Source organism: Streptomyces glaucescens, assembly GCF_000761215.1.
GTDB classification, from domain to species: Bacteria; Actinomycetota; Actinomycetes; order Streptomycetales; family Streptomycetaceae; genus Streptomyces; species Streptomyces glaucescens_B.
Window position 1 is genome coordinate 6846985 of record NZ_CP009438.1, and the last position, 17475, is coordinate 6864459.

At 75.0% G+C, this 17475-nt stretch carries 13 protein-coding genes; 2 read left to right on the plus strand and 11 right to left on the minus strand.

The features are described 5' to 3' along the window. Nucleotides 1-55: 55 nt before the first annotated feature. The 10 genes from SGLAU_RS29625 to SGLAU_RS29670 all read right to left on the minus strand — a co-directional run bounded on the left by SGLAU_RS29625 (nt 56) and on the right by SGLAU_RS29670 (nt 10681). Nucleotides 56-262, minus strand: coding sequence for a CDGSH iron-sulfur domain-containing protein (locus SGLAU_RS29625; RefSeq protein ID WP_043505620.1), 207 nt, complete (start codon nt 260-262; stop codon nt 56-58). Then, a complete protein-coding gene (locus tag SGLAU_RS29630; RefSeq protein WP_043505621.1) occupies nt 243-917 on the minus strand; it encodes a HemK2/MTQ2 family protein methyltransferase in 675 nt (224 codons plus the stop codon). The genes SGLAU_RS29625 and SGLAU_RS29630 overlap by 20 nt, the downstream gene beginning before the upstream one ends. Continuing rightward, on the minus strand, nt 918-1925 hold the full coding sequence (locus SGLAU_RS29635; RefSeq protein WP_043505623.1) for an iron-containing redox enzyme family protein: 1008 nt from the start codon (nt 1923-1925) through the stop codon (nt 918-920). A 148-nt stretch (nt 1926-2073) separates the two neighbouring features. Then, on the minus strand, nt 2074-2289 hold the full coding sequence (locus tag SGLAU_RS29640; protein WP_043505624.1) for a hypothetical protein: 216 nt from the start codon (nt 2287-2289) through the stop codon (nt 2074-2076). 26 nt (nt 2290-2315) lie between these two features. Continuing rightward, nucleotides 2316-3323 (minus strand): hypothetical protein, encoded by a 1008-nt coding sequence (locus SGLAU_RS29645; RefSeq protein ID WP_043505625.1) that lies wholly within the window; start codon nt 3321-3323, stop codon nt 2316-2318. A gap of 139 nt (nt 3324-3462) precedes the next feature. After that, a complete protein-coding gene (locus SGLAU_RS29650; RefSeq protein ID WP_043505626.1) occupies nt 3463-6279 on the minus strand; it encodes an NHLP bacteriocin export ABC transporter permease/ATPase subunit in 2817 nt (938 codons plus the stop codon). A 1-nt stretch (nt 6280) separates the two neighbouring features. After that, on the minus strand, nt 6281-8503 hold the full coding sequence (locus SGLAU_RS29655; protein WP_043505628.1) for an NHLP family bacteriocin export ABC transporter peptidase/permease/ATPase subunit: 2223 nt from the start codon (nt 8501-8503) through the stop codon (nt 6281-6283). Beyond that, on the minus strand, nt 8500-9306 hold the full coding sequence (locus SGLAU_RS29660) for an HlyD family efflux transporter periplasmic adaptor subunit (RefSeq protein WP_043505629.1): 807 nt from the start codon (nt 9304-9306) through the stop codon (nt 8500-8502). Before SGLAU_RS29660 ends, SGLAU_RS29655 begins: the two co-directional genes overlap by 4 nt. A 130-nt stretch (nt 9307-9436) precedes the next feature. Further along, nucleotides 9437-9652 carry a hypothetical protein gene (locus tag SGLAU_RS29665; protein ID WP_043505630.1) on the minus strand — a complete coding sequence of 72 codons (216 nt, stop codon included), beginning with the start codon at nt 9650-9652 and terminating at the stop codon, nt 9437-9439. Nucleotides 9653-10267: 615 nt separating this feature from the next. Further along, entirely contained in the window at nt 10268-10681 is a 414-nt protein-coding gene (locus SGLAU_RS29670) for a PaaI family thioesterase (protein ID WP_043505631.1), read from the minus strand. Between the two features lie 165 nt (nt 10682-10846). Between SGLAU_RS29670 and SGLAU_RS29675 the strand changes: the two genes are divergently transcribed. Further along, complete coding sequence (locus SGLAU_RS29675) at nt 10847-12217, plus strand: S1 family peptidase (protein ID WP_043505632.1); 1371 nt, start codon at nt 10847-10849, stop codon at nt 12215-12217. 192 nt (nt 12218-12409) lie between these two features. On the opposite strand, the gene SGLAU_RS29680 is transcribed toward SGLAU_RS29675, so the two are convergent. Next, nucleotides 12410-14557, minus strand: coding sequence for a PP2C family protein-serine/threonine phosphatase (locus tag SGLAU_RS29680; protein WP_043505633.1), 2148 nt, complete (start codon nt 14555-14557; stop codon nt 12410-12412). A 467-nt stretch (nt 14558-15024) separates the two neighbouring features. Here SGLAU_RS29680 and SGLAU_RS29685 point away from each other — a divergent pair, with 467 nt between their 5' ends. Further along, complete coding sequence (locus tag SGLAU_RS29685; RefSeq protein ID WP_078957957.1) at nt 15025-17469, plus strand: SpoIIE family protein phosphatase; 2445 nt, start codon at nt 15025-15027, stop codon at nt 17467-17469. Nucleotides 17470-17475: the final 6 nt, after the last annotated feature.

Genomic DNA, 17475 nt, shown 5'->3' on the forward strand with positions numbered 1-17475 from the left:
GCGGTCTCGTGACAGGGGCCGGCGGGCGGAGTGGGGCCGCCCGCCGGCCTCTCGATCAGTGGCCCCGCGACTTGTCGCGGTGGCTGGTGTCGCACCAGGGGAACCGCCGGCTGCGCCGGCAGGTGCACAGTGCGACCCGGAAACGGTCGGAGGAGACGGTCGTACCGTCCTCCAGTTCTATCTCCACCGGGCCCTCGACGAGCATCGGGCCCTCGCGGCGGGCCCGGATCCGGCGAGGCCGGTCAGACGGGGAGTTCGGCACGGACCACCACCAGCTCTTCGCTCTCCTCGGCGGGCCCCAGCAGGCCCCGCTCCCGCAGCCAGTCCGCGCGGGCGCTCAGCACCGGGCCGAAAGGTATCCGCGAGCGCCGCGTCACGGCCGCCTTGAGTCCCGCCTCGCGCAGGCGCGCCACCGTCCGCTCCGGATCGCTGAGCGCCGAGTGGACCATCAGCAGGACCCCGCCCGGCCGCAGCAGGCCGGGTGCCTCCCGGCAGATGCGGTCCACCAGCAGCCGCCCGTCACGCCCCGCGTCCCAGGCCCTGGCCCGGCCACGAGGGGGGAGCCCGCCGTTCGGGGCGGGCACGTACGGCGGGTTGGCCAGGATCAGGTCGAAGCGCTGGCCGCGCACCGGCTCGAACAGATCGCCGCGCCGGATGCGCACCGGGAGCCGGGACAGCCGGGCGTTGATCCGCGCGGTCCACACCGCCCGACGGGACACGTCCACAGCCGTGACACGGGTGCCGCGGCGCGCGGCCTCCAGGGCCAGCGCGCCGCTGCCGGTGCCCACGTCCAGGACGCTCGCGTCCGGTGGGAGCGGCTCGTCGGACAGGGCCGCCGCCAGGAGGGACGTGTCCTCCTGCGGTCGGTAGACGCCGGGTGCGAGGAAGGTATTCACCCCCTCCCAGTACCCGATCATTCAGGAAATATGGGAGATAGCGGAAGTGGCGCGTGAGCGCAGTGAGGACCGGCCCGCCCGCCAGTCGGACAGCAGCCGGTCCGCGAGGCGGTCCTCCAGCAGGTTCGTGGCGTCGATCCCGAACGCCACGTCCCGGGCGAGCTGCGGTTCGTCCTCCAGCAGACCGGCGATGACCTCGTGGCGGACCACCTGCTCGTGCACCGCGTCCGCCTCCACGTGCTCGTCGTAGAAGTGTTCGGCGGCCGGCCCGGCCTGGTTGCGCCGCATCGCCTCCGCCAGCCGCCGGGAACCGGGCGACGAGGTGATCTCGACGGCGGCGAAGTGGCCGACGAGGGCGCCCCGAAGGGCGCGGTGCAGTCCGAACAGGGACATCATGTTCACCGTGGCCAGCGCCTCCGCGGCGGCCTCCTCCAGATAGTGGCCGTAGGCGGTGTCCAGGCCCAGATCCGTCATGAGGTCGGCGAACAGCCGGGCGTGCACCCGGTCGGCGCGCCCGCCGCCGAACTCGTCGAACTCCACCGCCGCCATCGCCGCCTTCGCCCGGCCGCGCAGCCGGGGCAGCACCCAGGCGTGCGGATCCGCCTCCTTCAGGTGGTACAGGGAGCGCTGGGCGGCGTACTCCCGCAGGTGCCACAGCTCGCCCTCGTCCCGCAGGAAGTGCGAGACGCCGGCGGCGTCGGCCGGCTCGACCAGCAGATCGGCGACGGCGTCCTCGACGGAGTCGTGCACCGGGGCGTCCGCCCGGAGCGCGGACAGGAAGCACCGCTCCAGCGCCGCCCGGACGCGAAGCACCTCCGGGTCCCACTCGCGTTCCGGGGCCACCCCCTCGAAACCGCGGTAGTGCAGCTCGTAACAGAGGTACAGGGCGAGCTGGAGGTCGTCGCCGTACGGGTCCGCGTCCGCGGCCGACCCGGCATCCGGGGCCGGGCCGCCGGCCCGCAGGCAGTCCAGCACGGCCGCCGAGAGGGGGCCGCGGGGCGTGGGCAGTCGCTGTGCTTCGTGTTCCATGGCACACAGGTACCCCGGTACGGGCCGTCCGCGCCCCCGCGCCGCCGCCATCAGCGAGAACCCGGCCGTCGGCGGGGGACCACGCCGCCGCGACGGCGAGGGCGGCGCCTTCCCGGGCCGGGGCGGACCGGCCCGCCGTCCGTGCCGCTCACTCGCCCTCGGACTCCTCCTGCGCCCGGGTGTTCGGGGTGATGGCCTCTCCGGCCTCGCCCCGCCGGCGCCGCTGTTCGTCGGTGTCGCGCACCCGCCGTTCCTCGTCCAGGATCTCCTGGAGGACCTCCTCGAACGCGGTCTCCGGCTGTTCGCCGCGGCGGTCGTGGTCGTGGGAGTGCTTGTCGTCGGGGTGCTTCTCTTCGGCCGACACGGGGCCGCTCCTTCACTGTCGCAGGGTCAGGATGTGGTGCTCGCGATGCGCAGCGGCACCGGTTCCGCACCGGCGGGTTCCTCGTCGAGCCGGCAGACCCCCGCCCACCAGGACGGGCCGTCCTCGACGTGGCGCAGCAGCACGCCCTCCCGGATCGCCCACGGGCAGACGGTGAGCGAGCGCAGGCCGGTCACCTTCATCGCCGTGTGCGCGACCAGCGCGCCGGCCAGGCTCTGGCCGGCGCGCGGCGCGGAGATGCCGGGCAGCAGGGCCCGCTCGGCGGCGGGCAGCGCGGACAGCCGCTCCACCGCCCCCCGCAGATCGGCGCGGCGCAGCTGCCGCTCCGCGAACGGCCCGTGCCGCCCCGGCGCGGCCCCGCACAGCCGGCCGAGCTGCTGGAAGGTGCGGGAGGTGGCGACGGCGGTGCGCGGCCCCTCCCAGCGGATCCGGGCCCCGGCGTCCCGCAGCTGGTGGCGGACCTTGCGGCGCAGCGCCCGCACCTGCTCGGGCGACGGCGGGTCCTCGCCGGTGAAGAACTCGTGGGTCAGCCGGCCCGCGCCCAGCGGCAGCGAGGCCACGTAGTCCGGCAGCCGCCCGCGGCCGAACGCCACCTCCAGGGAACCGCCGCCGATGTCCAGCAGGGCGAGCGGCCCGGACCGCCAGCCCATCCAGCGCCGCGCGGCGAGGAACGTCAGCTCCGCCTCCAGTTCGCCGGGCAGCGTGCACAGCTCCACACCGGTGCGCCGGCGCACGGCCTGCAGCACCTCACGGCGGTTGGGCGCGGCCCGTACCACGGCGGTCGCGAAGGCCAGCGGACCGGCCGCGCCCCACTTGCCCGCGGTCAGGTCGGCCTCGGCGACGGCCTCGGCGAGGCGGTCGACGGCGGTCTGCGGGATCGGCGCGCCGGGCTGCACCTCGTCGGCGAGACGCAGCCGCCACTTGGCGGTGTGCACGGGCAGCGGCACGCCGCCCTCCGCGTCGGCCACGACGAGCCGCACCGTCTTGGAGCCCACGTCCACCACGCTGATTCGCATGACAGTGCGAGTACCCGGATACGCACCCCGCCAGTCCCCGGCGGGATGATCACGGTACGGCGCGCCGGGGCACGAGGATCGGCGCGCGGCGGGAGCACGGCGCCCGCGAGCCGCCCGCACCCGGACGCGCCCGCCGGATTCAGGCCAGCTGCCGGCGGACCAGCTCGTGCAGCCGCCCTCCCGTGTCGGCGAGGAGCTGGGCCGGCGGGCCCTGCTGGGCGACCTTGCCGTCCTCCATCACGATCACCCGGTCGGCGTCCAGCACGGTCGACAGCCGGTGCGCGATGACGACCCGGGTGGCCCGGAGCGCCTTGGTGCTCTCGATGACCCGCCGCTGGGTCTCGTTGTCCAGCGCGCTGGTCGCCTCGTCGAAGAAGAGGATGCGGGGCCGGCGGATCAGCGCCTGCGCGATCATCAGCCGCTGTCGCTGGCCGCCCGAGACCGCTTCGTTGCCCGCGACGATGGTGTGCAGACCCATCGGCATGCGCCGGATGTCGTCCGCGAGCCCCGCCATCTCGGCCGCCGCCATCGCCTCCTCCTGGGTGTACGGCTCGGTGCCGCAGATGACGTCCAGGATCGACCCGGTGAACGGCTGGGCGTGCTGGAGCACCACCCCGCACTGCCGCCGCACGGCCGACCGGTCGAGCGCGGCCAGGTCCTGCCCGTCGTAGAGGACGCTGCCCGAGGTGGGAGGGTCGAAGCCGATCAGCAGCCGCAGCAGCGTCGACTTGCCGCAGCCGCTCGGCCCGACGATCGCCACGAACTCCCCTGGCCGGACGGCGAACGAGACGTCGTCGAGGACCAGCGGCCCGTCGTCGGAGTAGCGGAAGGAGAGCCGCCGTGCCTCGATCGCGCCGGACAGCCGTCCCGGCCGGGTGCTGGCCGTGCGCACCTCCGGCAGCTCCCGCAGCACCGGCTTGATCTGCTCGTACAGCGGCAGTGCCGCGACCAGCGACACGAACGCGCCGGTCAACTGGGTGACCGAGGTGAGCAGCATGGTCACCGAGGTGTGGAAGGCCAGGAAGTCGGCCGCCGACATCGCGCCCCGAGCCGGACCGGCGAGCAGCATGAACATCGCCAGCGAGCACAGCGGCAGGTGGACGGCGCCGAGCACCGCGCTCAGGTTCTTGATCCGGCCGAGCCGCTGCTGGAGCTCCCGGCTGCGCGCGAACTCACCCGCCCACGCGGCGTACGCGTAGTTCTCCGCCGCCGCCACCCGCAGCTTCGGCAGGCCCCGCAGGGTCTGGAACGCCTGGTTGTTCAGCCGGTTGGTGAGCACCGTCAGCCGCCGCTGCCACCGCACCTGCCACAGTCCGAGGCCCAGGAAGACGGCGGCGATGACCACGAGCATGCCCAGCGCCGCCAGCGCCATCGGCGCGCTGTACCAGAGCAGCAGGCCCAGGTTCACCGCCCCGACCGTCACCGACTGGGCGACCGTGGGCCCGACGCCCGCCAGCAGCCACCGGACGGCGCTGACGCCCATCGCCGCGCTCGCCAGCTCGCCGGTGGACCGCCCCGCGAAGAACCTCGTCGGCAGCCGCAGCAGCCGGTCCCACACCGCCGGCTGGAGCGACGCCTCGATCCGGCCCTCCAGCCGCAGGATCGTCAGGTTCTGCAGCAGCATGAACGCCGCCGCGACCACACCGCCGACGATCACCGCCGCGCACACCGGCCCGATCAGGCCGGCCTGCGCCTTCGGCACGTACTCGCCGAGCACCTTGCCGGTGGCGACCGGCACCAGTGCGCCGATCGCCACCGTCACCAGCCCGCTGAGCAGCAGCGCCGTCAGATCGCGGCGGGTGCCCCGCACGCAGAACCGCAGCAGCCCCAGCGGGCCGGGCGGGCGGTCCGGCAGCGGCCGGTAGAACATCACCGCGCGCGGCTCGAACTCGGCCGCGTTCGCCTTCTCGACCGGCGTCCGGCGGCCGGTCGCCGGATGGACGGCCACATAGCCCCCGCGCCGCCACAGCAGCGCGACCGGCGCCCCGGACAGCGCCCGCCGGCCGACCAGCGGACCGACGTCCTCCCGCCACCAGGCGCCGTCCAGCCGGACCGCCCGGGTGCGCACCCGGGAGGCGAGCGCGATCCGCTCGACCGGGTCGAGGCGGTCGCTCTCGGCGCCGCCGTGCCCCGGGTCGGCGAGCGTGATCCCGGCCGTCCGGGCCACCAGCCGGCACGCCGCGTAGGTGGCGTCCGTGTCGGCGGCCGTGACGCGCCGCTCCGAGGGGCGCCCGATGGCCGCCAGCAGCGTCCGGTCGGCCTGCGCGCGAACCCGCTCACCGGCCTGGATGCCGGCCGCGGTGCGCGTCTCGTGGGTGCGCTCCAGCTGCTCGATCCAGCGGTCGAGCGTGGTCAGCAGGCGGTACTGCTGGTCCACCATGCTCTGCCACACCGCCGGGTCCATCAGCAGGTCGGCGGCGGCCTCCGCGCCGTACAGCGCGCCGTACTGGACGCTGCCGGGCGGCACCTGCATCCAGAACACGTCGTCGTCGGCCACCCCGGCCGCGCCCTGGGACGCCATCGGCGCCTGGAAGAGCACCGACAGACCGCGGCCCACGCCCAGCGCGAGGGCGTGCTCCAGCGGGCTCGTCGCCGGCGGCACGTACCGCGGGTTGCCGTACTCGTCGTACGACCACGTCTGGCCGGCCGCCGGCTGGTACAGCTCGCGCAGGCCGATACGGCGCACCACGCAGTCCCGCACCGGCCTGGCCACCAGCGTGTGCCGCGCTCCCGCGACCGGACCGAGCAGCAGGGTGCCCGCCTCCAGGCGGCCCAGGTGGTGCCAGGTGCCCTGCTGCGCCGCGTCCACCGCGAACAGGTCCAGCGCACCCGCCGCGACCAGCCACAGCACCTGCGGACCCGCCAGGTCGAGCCGGGTCAGGGCCGACCCGTCGACCGGCACGCCCAGTGAGCCCAGCGCCCCGAGGACCAGGTCGCCGTCGTCGGCCGTCGTCATCTCACCGCTCCCTGACCAGCGCCGCGTACGCGCCGCCGCGCGCCACCAGCTCCTCGTGCCGCCCGCGTTCGACGACCGTGCCGTGCTGGAGGACCACGATCTCGTCGCTGTCCCGCACGGTGGACAGCCGGTGCGCGATCACCACGCACGCGCAGCCGCGCCGCCGCAGGTTGTCCATCACCACCAGCTCCGTCTCCGCGTCGAGCGCGCTGGTCACCTCGTCCAGCACCAGGACGCTGGGGCGGCGCACCAGTGCCCGGGCGATCTCCAGGCGCTGGCGCTGCCCGCCGGAGAAGTTCCGCCCGTCCTGCTCGACCCGGCTGCGGATGCCGCCCGGACGGCGCATCACCACGTCGTACAGCGCCGCGTCCCGCAGCGCCTCCTCGACCGCGTCGTCCGGGATCGACGGATCCCACAGCGCCACGTTGTCGCGGACCGTGCCCTCGAACAGGAACACGTCCTGGTCGACGAAGGAGACGGAGGCCGCGAGGGCCCCGCGCGGAATGTCCTCCAGGCGCTGCCCGTCGATCCGGATGACACCCTCCCACGGGGTGTACAGACCGGCGATCAGCCGGGACACCGTCGACTTGCCGCTGCCCGAGCCACCGACCAGCGCGACCTGCTGCCCCGGTCCGACGGTCAGGTCGAAGCCCGTCAGCAGCGGCTTGTCGAGCGGGCTGTAGCCGAAGGTGATGTTCTCCAGCCGCACGTGCCCGTGCAGCCGCCGTGCCGAATCGCCGCCCGGACGGTCGTAGAGCGGGTCCGCGCGGAAGTTCTCCACGTCCTTCAGCCGGGCCACGTCCGCCGCGAAGTCCTGGATGCGGCCCGCGACGCCGTTCAGCCGGGTCAGCGGGGCGCTGAAGCGGGTGACCAGCGCCTGGAAGGCGACCAGCAGACCCACCGAGACATGGCCCTCGACGGCCCGCATCCCGCCGATCCACAGGATCAGCGCGCTGTTCAGCGTGGCCAGCGTCGGCGCCACCACGCCGAGCCAGGCGCTCGGCACACCGAGCCGCTGCTGCTCCTCCAGGGTGGTCGCGTGCTGCCCGGCCCACTTGCGGAAGTAGCCGTCCTCGCCGCCGGTCGCCTTCATCGTCTCGATGAGCTGGAGACCGGAGTAGGCGGTGTTCGTCAGCCGGGCGTTGTCCGCGCGCAGCTTCGCCGTCCGGGTCGCGCGCAGCCGGATCACCACCCGCATCGCGACGACGTTCAGCAGCGCCACCCCGACGCCGACGAACGTCAGCTGCGGGTCGTACGTGTAGAGCAGCACCGCGTAGAGCACCACGACCACCGCGTCCACGCCCGCCGCCGCCAGGTCGCGGGCGAGGGTCTCGGCGACCGCGTCGTTCGACTGGAGCCGCTGCACCAGGTCGGCCGGGCTGCGCTGGGAGAAGAAGGTGACCGGCAGCCGCAGCAGATGGCGCAGGAAGCGGGCGCTGGACAGGGTCGAGGAGACGATCCGGCCGTGGTGCAGGTTCGCCTGCTGCAGCCAGGTCAGCGCCAGCGTCAGCAGCACGCACGCGCCCATGGACGTGAACAGCACACCGAGCAGCGAGGTGCGGCCGCCGATCAGGAACATGTCGATGTACGTCCGGCTCAGCGCCGGCACCGCCGCTCCGACCAGCACCAGCAGCAGGCTCGCCAGCACCGCGGCGGGCAGCGTGCCCGCCGTGCCGCGCAGCCGGGCGGGCATCGCGCCGAGCACACCGGGCCTGCGCCCGCCCCGGGTGAAGTCCTCGCCCGGCTCCATCACCAGCACCACACCGGTGAAGCTGCCGTCGAAGTCCTCCATCGGCACGAACCGGCGGCCCTTGCCGGGGTCGTTGACCCACACGCCGCGACGGCCGAACCGGCGGCCCATGCCGTCGTAGACGACGTAGTGGTTGAACTCCCAGAACAGCACGGCCGGCGCCTTGACCTCGGCGAGGGCGGCCAGGTCCATCTGCATGCCCTTGGCGGTCAGGCCGTAACCGCGCGCCGCCTTCAGCAGATTGCTGGCGCGCGAGCCGTCGCGGGAGACACCGCAGGCGATGCGCAGCTCCTCCAGCGGGACGTGCCTGCCGTAGTGGCCGAGCACCATCGCCAGGGAGGCGGCGCCGCACTCGACGGCCTCCATCTGGAGCACGGTGGGGGTGCGCACGGGGCGGCGGCGGCCCTTGGGGACCGTGCGCCGCGGCGGGGCGGCCCGGCGACGGCCCCGGGTTTCCTCGGCGGTGGCGGTCACGGCAGCAGCCAATCGACGGGACGCTGGTCGGCCAGGCGGATGGCGCCGGTGGCCAGCGTCATGGAGGTGAGGGGATGCGGCGGGCCGTCCGTGGTCGACCAGGCGTACCCGCTGGGCGTCGCCGCGGACCGGTCCAGGCGGACCAGTACGGCGACGGGACGGCCGTCCTCGGTGAACTGCTCGCCGAGCTGGCGGTCACCGAGGAACGCGCCGATCCGCTGGGCGGTCTGGGGCGTGCGGTCCACGGACTCCACGTGGCCGCGCAGCACGCCGTACTCCTGCGTCGGCACCGTCTGCACGGTGAGGTCCACGGGGGCGTCGGCGGGGATGGCGGAGGCGTTCTCCGCGGGAACGTACACGGTCGCGTACAGCGGGGCGTCCTTCGCGGTGACCTTCTCCACGGCGGCCACGTTCGCGCCGGTCGGGACGATCTGGCCGATCGTCGCGGCCAGCGCGGTCAGCCGGCCCGCGGCGATCGTGCGGACCACGGTCTCGCCCCCGGCGGTCCGCACCCTCAGCAGGGGGGAGTCCGCGGGCAGCCGCTCACCCTCCTTCGCCAGGACCGCGGTGACCTGGCCCGCGACGGGGCTCTGCAGGACGTAGCTGCCCCGGCCGTGGGTGAGGATCGCGGGCGCGCTCACGGTGGAGGAGACACTGCCGGTCACCGCCCACACCGAGGCGGCGGCCATGGCGATCACCGTCACGGCCAGCACGAGCCAGCCCTGCGGACGGGCGAGCCGTACGGGCAGGTCCAGCTCCTCGGGGGACTGGAGCCTGGCGAGGGCCTGCTGGCGGAACTGCACGGAACTTCCCTCACCGGGTGAACTGCGGGGACTGCACTGATCACGGGACGCCGCGCACGCGCGACGGGATCCGAAGAGTCCCGGAGCCGGGACACGGCTCCGGGACTCGGCGGGGCACCCTGGGGTGCGATCAGAGACCGGCGACCAGGCTGGTGACCGGGGCGGTGTTCAGGCCGGTGACACCCTCGACCGTGCCGACGGCCGTGTTGAGCAGGCCGGAAACGGGGGCGATGCCCTCCACCAGGCCGGTGACGGTGCCCACGGCGTTCACCTGCAGGCCGCCGGAGACGTTGTCGAGCTCGGCGTCGGAGATCTCGACGGTCTCAACCTGGGGGGTGGAGTTCATGATGGAACTTCCCTTCGTATGGATATCTCACAAGGGGGGAGCGGCCCCCTCTGGGGGACAGACGGACGGCCGCGACCGCGGGCGCCGGGCGCCCCGTGCAGGGCGCCCTCGCGGCCCCCGCGGTGCGATGGATCAAAGCACGCGGCGACCTTCGTCCTCCACTCAACGACCCTTCTCACCAGCGCCTTTGCCGCCCGGGCGGTCGCAACCGTGCAGGTGCGCGCACGCCGTGTCGGCGACTTCTTCACATGCCGCACGGCATCGGCGCACGCCGCCCCTTGCCGTCCGCGCGGCGAATCCGGCACACCCGCCCCAATGGCGTACCCGGCCCCGCGGGGGTGTGCGGATCGACGGCGTCCGGTGAGCCCCTTGGGCATGCGATGTGCAGATCCCCTGAAGCCCGCGTTCCGCTTCACGGTCGTGACGCGAAGCGACCGACCGGTCCCCGAGGGTGAGGGGCCGGTGGTGCGGAGGGCCGTGCCGGCGCGGCGGGGTGAGGACCGCGTCGGGGGGCGCGCGGCGGGCGGGGGCCCGTCCGGCGGCGCGCCCGGCTGGGCGAGGACCGTCGGTCCGGCCCGGGTGACGACCGTCGGTCCGGCCTGGGCGAGGACCGTGTCAGCCCAGCAGGGCGTAGACCGTGCTGGCCTGCGCCGCGAGATCCCCCGACGGCTCCGCCCTCAGCGCGACATCGGCGAACGCCATCCGGCGGCCCAGCTTGGTGAGCACCGCCGTCACCAGGACGTCCGCGCCGGTCACCGCGCGCTGGAAGGACGTCGACTGCTGAACCGTCGTCATCGGCACGAAGCCGCCCCGCGCCGCCGACACCGCGATCACCGTCGTCGTGTCCGCCGCGGCCATCAGCGCCTGCCCCGACAGCGCACCGCCCTCCCGCGCCAGCCGGTCCGACCAGGGCAGCCGCAGCGTCGCCCGGTCACTGCCCAACGCCTCGACCCTGAGGCCCAGTTCCAGCACCCAGGGGGCGAAGTTGGCGGAGAGGATCTTCTCGGCGTCGGCCGTGGTCATCGTCATGGGGAGACCTTTCCCCCCAACCCCGCGGTCCGCACCGCGATCCGGCCGGTGTCGCACACCCGATTGAACGCCGCGCACCCGCCCTGCGTACCAGTGGCCATCCAGGCGCCCCCAGCAGCCGCCACCGGCGGCACGGACCCGGTCCCCCCAGGAGGTCGAGAAGTCTTGAGTCACAAGCGAATTCCGAAGCGCAAGGCCGTGCTGGCCGTCGGCGGCGTGGCGGCGCTCGGAGCGGCGGCCCTCCTGCTGCCGAACGCCAACGCGTCCCAGGACGGCACGGCGGACACCAAGGCCGCCCCGAGGACCCTGCGCGCCGCGGACGCCTCGGACCTCGCCGCCCGGCTCTCCGGGCTCCTCGGCGACGCCTTCGCCGGGTCGTACTACGACGCGGACCGGCAGCAGCTCGTCGTCAACGTGGTCGGCGACAACAACCAGCTCGTCGTCCAGGCCAAGAAGGCGGGCGCGGCGGTCCGCGAGGTGGACAACAGCACCACCGAACTCGAGGCCGCCGCGCGGACCCTGAAGAGCGAGGCCACCATCCCCGGCACCGCGTGGGCCGTCGACCCCAGGAGCAACAAGATCCTCGTCACCGCCGACAGCACCGTCGCCGGCGGCGACTGGGACACGCTGGAGTCCACCGTGCGCGAACTCGGTCCCGGCATGGCCACCTTGCGCAGGTCCACCGGCACCTTCAAGACCTTCGCCTCCGGAGGCGACGCCATCTTCGGCGGGGGCGCCCGCTGCTCCCTCGGCTTCAACGTCACCGCGGGCGACGGCACCCCCGCCTTCCTGACCGCCGGTCACTGCGGTGTCGCTGCGGCGCAGTGGTCCGACACCCAGGGCGGAGCCCCCATCGGCACCGTCGACCAGGCTGTCTTCCCCGGCCAGGGCGACTTCGCCCTCGTCAAGTACGACGACCCCGCGACCGAGGCGCCCAGCGAGGTGAACGCCGAGGGCCGGCGCGTCCCGATCCTCCAGGCGGCCGAGGCGGCCGTCGGCCAGCAGGTGTTCCGCATGGGCAGCACCACGGGACTCGCCGACGGCACGATCACCGGTCTGGACGCCACCGTCAACTACCCGGAGGGCACCGTCACCGGCCTCATCCAGACGAACGTCTGCGCCGAACCCGGCGACAGCGGCGGCGCGATGTTCACCCAGGACGGCCTCGCCCTCGGTCTGACCTCCGGCGGCAGCGGGGACTGCACGGTCGGCGGGGAGACGTTCTTCCAGCCGGTCACCACCGCGCTGGAGGCGGTGGGCGCGACGCTGGACGGCACCGGCACCGGCGACGCGGCGGGCGCCGGGGGAGCGGACGACGGCACAGGGGGAGCGGAGGAAGGCGCCGGGGGCGCGGAGGACGGCGCCGTCGGCGAGCAGGGCGCGGAGGACCAGCAGGGCGCCGGGGACGGAGAACAGGGCGCCGGCAACGGACAGCAGGGCGCCGGCAACGCAGAACAAGGAGCCGGCAACGGGCAGCAGGGCGCCGGTGACCAGACGGGCGGTACGGACGAGTCCGGCCTGACCGAGACCCACTGACCCGCACCCACCAGCGGGTCGGTGGAGGTGGTCCGGCCCTACGGCGGGGGGCCGGACCACCTTGTGCCTCCACGGGACGCACGCGATGCCGCACCGGTGAACGACGGGCCGCGGGAGCCCGCAGGAGCCCGCGCGACCTCCGGCCACGAACCACCCCTTCGCACCCCCTCGCCCCGCCCCGCGGAGCACCCCTCACGGCCGGGCCCGCAACAGCAGCAGCGCCACGTCGTCCGCCCGTTCCTCCGCACTCCCGCCCTGTCCGACGAGGACATCGGCCAGCTCGTCCAGGGGAAGCTCGCCGGCCTCGCCGAGACGGTGGCCGAGGGAGGCGAGCGCGTCCTCGATGTCGACGCCGGGGGACTCGATGAGTCCGTCGGTGTAGAGGACGAGGACGGAACCGGGCGCGAGGTCGACCCCGGTCGCCGGGTATCCGGCCGACGCGTCGATGCCGAGCAGCGGGCCGCCCGCGAGGTCGAGCACCCGCACCCGCCCGTCGGGCCGTCTCAGCAGGGGCGGCGGATGCCCCGCCCGGGCCATCACGGCCCGCCCGTCGGCCGGTTCGAGCCGCAGGTACAGGCAGCTCGCGAACAGCTCCACGCCGAGGTCGATCAGCAGCCGGTTGGTGCTGCGCATCACCTCCTGCGGTGTCTGCCCGACGGTGGTGTAGGCCCGTACCGCGGTGCGGATCTGCCCCATCAGCCCGGCCGCGGTCACGTTGTGCCCCTGCACGTCGCCGATCACGGCCGCCGCTCCGCCGGGCACGGGCACCGCGTCGTAGAAGTCGCCGCCGATGTCCATGCCCCGGGTGCTGGGCAGGTAGCGGGCCGCCGCGTCGATGCCCGGGAGCGGCGGCAGGGAGGGCGGCAGCAGGGCGGCCTGGAGGCCGTGCGCGAGCTGGTGCTTGACGTCGTAGAGCAGGGCCCGTTCCAGGGCGAGCGCCACGAGTCCGGCCACGCTGGTCAGCACCGCCCGCTCGTCCGTCGAGAAGGGGTGCGGCTCGCCGTAGGCGAACACACAGGTGCCCACCGGGCGCCCGGAGGCGATCAGCGGCAGGTACGCCCAGGCCGCGAATCCGTCGGGGCTCGCGGACCGCGCCGGGTAGAGCCGCTCCAGCTCCGCGCGTGACGCGAGGAACGCCGGCACCCCGGTCGTCAGCGCGTGCGCGCCCGGTGTGGCCGCGCCGAGCGGTGTCCCGTCGAACCGCTCCACCACCCGCGGATCGGGGTAGCCGCGGTGTCCGAGCACGCGCAGCCGGCCCGCCCGTGAACCGAGCACGACCACCGCCCTGCTGCCCACGGCCGGGGCGAGTTCGTCGGCCACGAGCTGTACCACGTCCTCCACGCCGACCGCCTCCGTCAATGCGCCGGCGAGGGCCAGCACCTGCGAGATGGTCACCAGCCGGGAGGGCCGGTCCGCGGACCGGGGCGCGGCCCCGCTCGTCTCGGCCACGGGCCCCGCCCGGGTGATCCGCACGCTGAGCCCCGTGGTGCTGGGGTACAGCCGGAACGACAGCCGGTCGCCGGGCGGGCGCAGCGCCACGAACGACGTGGGGCGCTGGCTGAACAGCGCGGCACGGTAGCGATCCTCGTACACCGGGTCGTTCAGCCACGGCACGGTCGCCCACAGTTGATGGCCCACCAGCCGGGGGACCCGCTCGCCGATCAGCTCGGCCGCGGCCGGGTTGGCGAAGGCGACCCGGCCGTGCAGGTCGAGCGAGCACAGTCCGTAGGGCAGCCGGGACACCATCCGGGCCGCCTCGACCGCGCCGGCGGTTCCGGCCAGGCCCCCGACGAGCGGCGCGGCGAGCAGATCCGGTTCGGGAAGCACCGGCCGGCCGTCCCGCGCGGCCCGCTCCAGCCGCAGCGCCAGCCGCTCGCAGGCCGACGTCAGCTGCTCCCGCTCCCGGTCGGACAGCTGCGGGGCGTGAGTGCCGGGCCAGGTGACGAAGACCGCCCCGTACACCGTGCCGCCGGTCGCCACCGGCAGCGCGGCGAGCGCGAAGGGGTAGGGAAGCACGACGGACACGCGGGGGTAGCGGCGGGCCATCTCCTCCTCGTCGGCGACCCAGATCAGCCGGTGTCCGCGCACCGCGTCGCAGACCGGGACGGGCGCGCCGAGCACCACCCGCTCCCAGGGCGCGGCGAAGGCGCGCGGCAGTCCCGCCACGACCGCCATCTCCAGCACCTGCCCGTCGGGGGAGAGCAGGTACACCGCACCGGAGTGGGCGTGCACCCCGTCGATCATCGCGGCCAGCGCCACGGACAGCAGCGGACCGCCGACCGGGTGCCGGCCGGCCGCCGGTGCCTGCGCGGGCGGCTCCCCGTCGGACACGCGGACCACCTCCTCGCGGCGCTGCGAGCGGTCCCAGGCATCAAATCTCTCGCGTCCGGACCGTCGGCGCACGGCGAGCCGGGCGCGCCGCCCGGCCGCGCCGAACGCTGACGGGGCTGCGCCGACGCGCCGCCGCGCTCGGCGCGATGCCGCACCGCCGAACGCTGACGGGGGCTGCGGTGTCGTGCCGCCCGCGTGACCTGGCCCGGCTGCGCCGAACGCTGACGGAGGCTGCGGCGTCGCGCCGCCTGCGCCGCCCCGCCGGGCGCGATGCCGTACCGCCGAACGCTGACGGGGGCTGCGCCGACGCACCGCCCGCGTGACCTGGCCCGGCTGCGCCGAACGCTGACGCGGCTGCGCCCCGCCCACGCCCGGCGCGACGCCGCACGGCGAGCCGACGTGCCGCCTGCCCTGCCCGGCTGCGCCGAACGCTCACAGGGGCTGCGCCGACGCGCCATTAGCGCTGTAATACGGACGTGGTGAGTGAGGGCGCTGCGGGACGCGGAACGGCGACGCCGCGCGCCGAGATCGCGCTGCGGGCGATCATGGAGGACCGCAGCGCACCCGAACGGCTGCACCGCGTGCTCGAACAGGCCCTGGTCTTCGCGGGCGCCACCTTCGCCGCCGTGTACACGCCCGACGAGTCCGGCGACCTGCTGTGCCTGGTGGACGCGGCCGGCGTGCCCCGCACCGTGTACGGGCTGCGCGACAGCTATCCGCGCACCGGACACTCCGCGGTCGCCGACGCCCACCGCGGCCGGCGCCCCGTCTGGGTGAGCCCCGCCGAGCTGGCCGCCCGCGCCGAGAGCCGCCGCACCCCCTCGCCCCGGTTCCACCTGGCCGCGCTGCCCGCCCGGCCCCACACCGTCGGCGCCTGCCTGCTGGCCGTCAGCGAGGACGAGCACGGGTTCGGCCCCGACCAGCGCAAGTCCCTCGAACTGATCGCCGACACCGTCTCCTGCCCCGCGCCGCCCGGCCGTGCCGAGGGCGGCGAACTCCCGCCGAACGCGTTCACCCTCGCCATGGACAGCGGCCGGGCCCAGGTCGGCGACGACATCCTCCGCCTGTTCGGCCTCACCCGCGACGACTTCGACGGCCGGGTGGAGACCCTGCTCGGACTCACCGTCCCCGAGGACCTGCCCTCCCTGATGTCGGTCGTGGAAGCCGACCACATGTCCGTCGGGGAGCGGGAACTGGAGTTCCGGGTGCTCCGGCCGGCCGGCCCGCCCCGCTGGCTGCGCCTGCGCGGCCGGCTCCTGCCGGGCGGCGAGGGACAGCCCGCGCTGCTCGCCGGCACCGTCGTCGACGCCGCCGGACTGCGCTCCGACGTCACCGACGTCGCCCGCGTCCAGCGGCTGGCCGCCGCCCTCGCCACCGCCGGCACCGTCCGCGACGTCGGCCAGGCCGTGGTCACCGCCCTGCGCCGGCCGCTGCGCGCGGACCGGATCGCCCTCGCCGAACTGGAGCACGACCGGCTCGTCGTCACCGTCCTCGACCCGCCCGCCCCCGAGGACTGGCCCGAGGTGTGGCGCACGGAATGGCGCACCGAGTGGCCGGACGCACCCGTGCGCGCCATGCCCACCCTCGGCGCCGCCCTGCGCGAGGGCCGCGCCCAGATCTGGCCCGCCGGCACCCCGCTGGAACCCGCCCTGGCGGAGGTCGGGCCCGGCGGCCTCGCCGTGCTGCCGCTGCCCGCGGCCGGCCGGATGGCGGGCGTCTGCCTGATCGGCTGGGACAGCCCGCACGACTTCGGCCCCGACGAGCGCGCCCTGCTCACCGCCGCCGCCGGCCTCGCCGGACAGGCCCTGATGCGGGCCCGCGCCTTCGACGCCGAGCACGAACTCGTCGGCATGCTCCAGCGTCAGCTCCTGCCGCGCCGGCTGCCCGCACTGCCCGGCGCGGTCGCCGTTGCCCGCTATCTGCCCGCCACCGCCGGCCTCGAGCTGGGCGGCGACTGGTACGACGTCATCCCGCTGCCCGACCACCACGTGGCCCTCGTCATCGGCGACGTCCAGGGCCACAGTGCGGCCGCCGCGACGCTGATGGGCCAGATGCGCACCGCGCTGCGCGCCTACGCCGTGGAGGGGCACCCGCCGGACGTGGTCGTCTCGCACGCCAACCGGCTCCTCGTCGACATGGAGACCGACCTCTTCGCGACCTGTGCGTACGTGGACGTCGACATGGAGGAGGGCACCGCCTGGTGCGTCCGCGCCGGGCATCTGCCGCCGGTGCTGCGCCAGCCCGACGGCTCCACCGGGGCGGTCGAGGCGGAGGGCGGACCGCCGCTGGGCGTGGTCGCCCAGGCCGACTTCCCCATGACCCCGCTGCGGCTGCGGCCCGGCGCGCTCCTCGCCCTCACCACCGACGGCCTCGTCGAGTCCGCCGACGCGGACATCGACCAGGGCGTGGACGGCCTCGCCCACCGGCTCGCCGGCTCCGACCCGGCGCACCTCGGCCTGGTCGCCGACGCCCTGCTCACCGGCGCCCGGCGCAGCGACGACATCGCGCTGCTGCTGATGCGCTACGACGGCATGGCCGTGCGGCCGCGCCGGGAGAGCTGGACGGTCTGGCGGGTCCCGGAGGCCGTACGGCACGCCCGCCGCTTCACCAACCGCACCCTGCGCGCCTGGGGCATCGCCCGGCACGCGGACGCCGTCCTGCTGATCGTCTCCGAACTCGTCACCAACGCCCTCGTTCACACGGACGGCCCGGTCCGCCTCGACCTCACCCTCGTCGGGGGCCGGATGCGGGTCGCCGTCGCCGACAACTCGCCCCGCACGCCCGTCAAACCCACCAGCATCGGCTGGGAGGCCACCGGCGGCCGCGGCCTGCTGCTCGTCGAGGCCATGTCGGCGTCCTGGGGGACGGTTCCCGTCAGCGGCGGGAAACAGGTGTGGAGCGAGATCGTGCTGGAGCCCTGACACCGG

Excerpts from the sequence above, each read along its gene's own strand:
- SGLAU_RS29630 (WP_043505621.1), bottom strand. The coding sequence starts at position 917 with ATGATCGGGTACTGGGAGGGGGTGAATACCTTCCTCGCACCCGGCGTC.
- SGLAU_RS29635 (WP_043505623.1), bottom strand. The coding sequence starts at position 1,925 with ATGGAACACGAAGCACAGCGACTGCCCACGCCCCGCGGCCCCCTCTCG.
- SGLAU_RS29645 (WP_043505625.1), bottom strand. The coding sequence starts at position 3,323 with ATGCGAATCAGCGTGGTGGACGTGGGCTCCAAGACGGTGCGGCTCGTC.
- SGLAU_RS29650 (WP_043505626.1), bottom strand. The coding sequence starts at position 6,279 with ATGACGACGGCCGACGACGGCGACCTGGTCCTCGGGGCGCTGGGCTCA.
- SGLAU_RS29665 (WP_043505630.1), bottom strand. The coding sequence starts at position 9,652 with ATGAACTCCACCCCCCAGGTTGAGACCGTCGAGATCTCCGACGCCGAG.
- SGLAU_RS29670 (WP_043505631.1), bottom strand. The coding sequence starts at position 10,681 with ATGACGATGACCACGGCCGACGCCGAGAAGATCCTCTCCGCCAACTTC.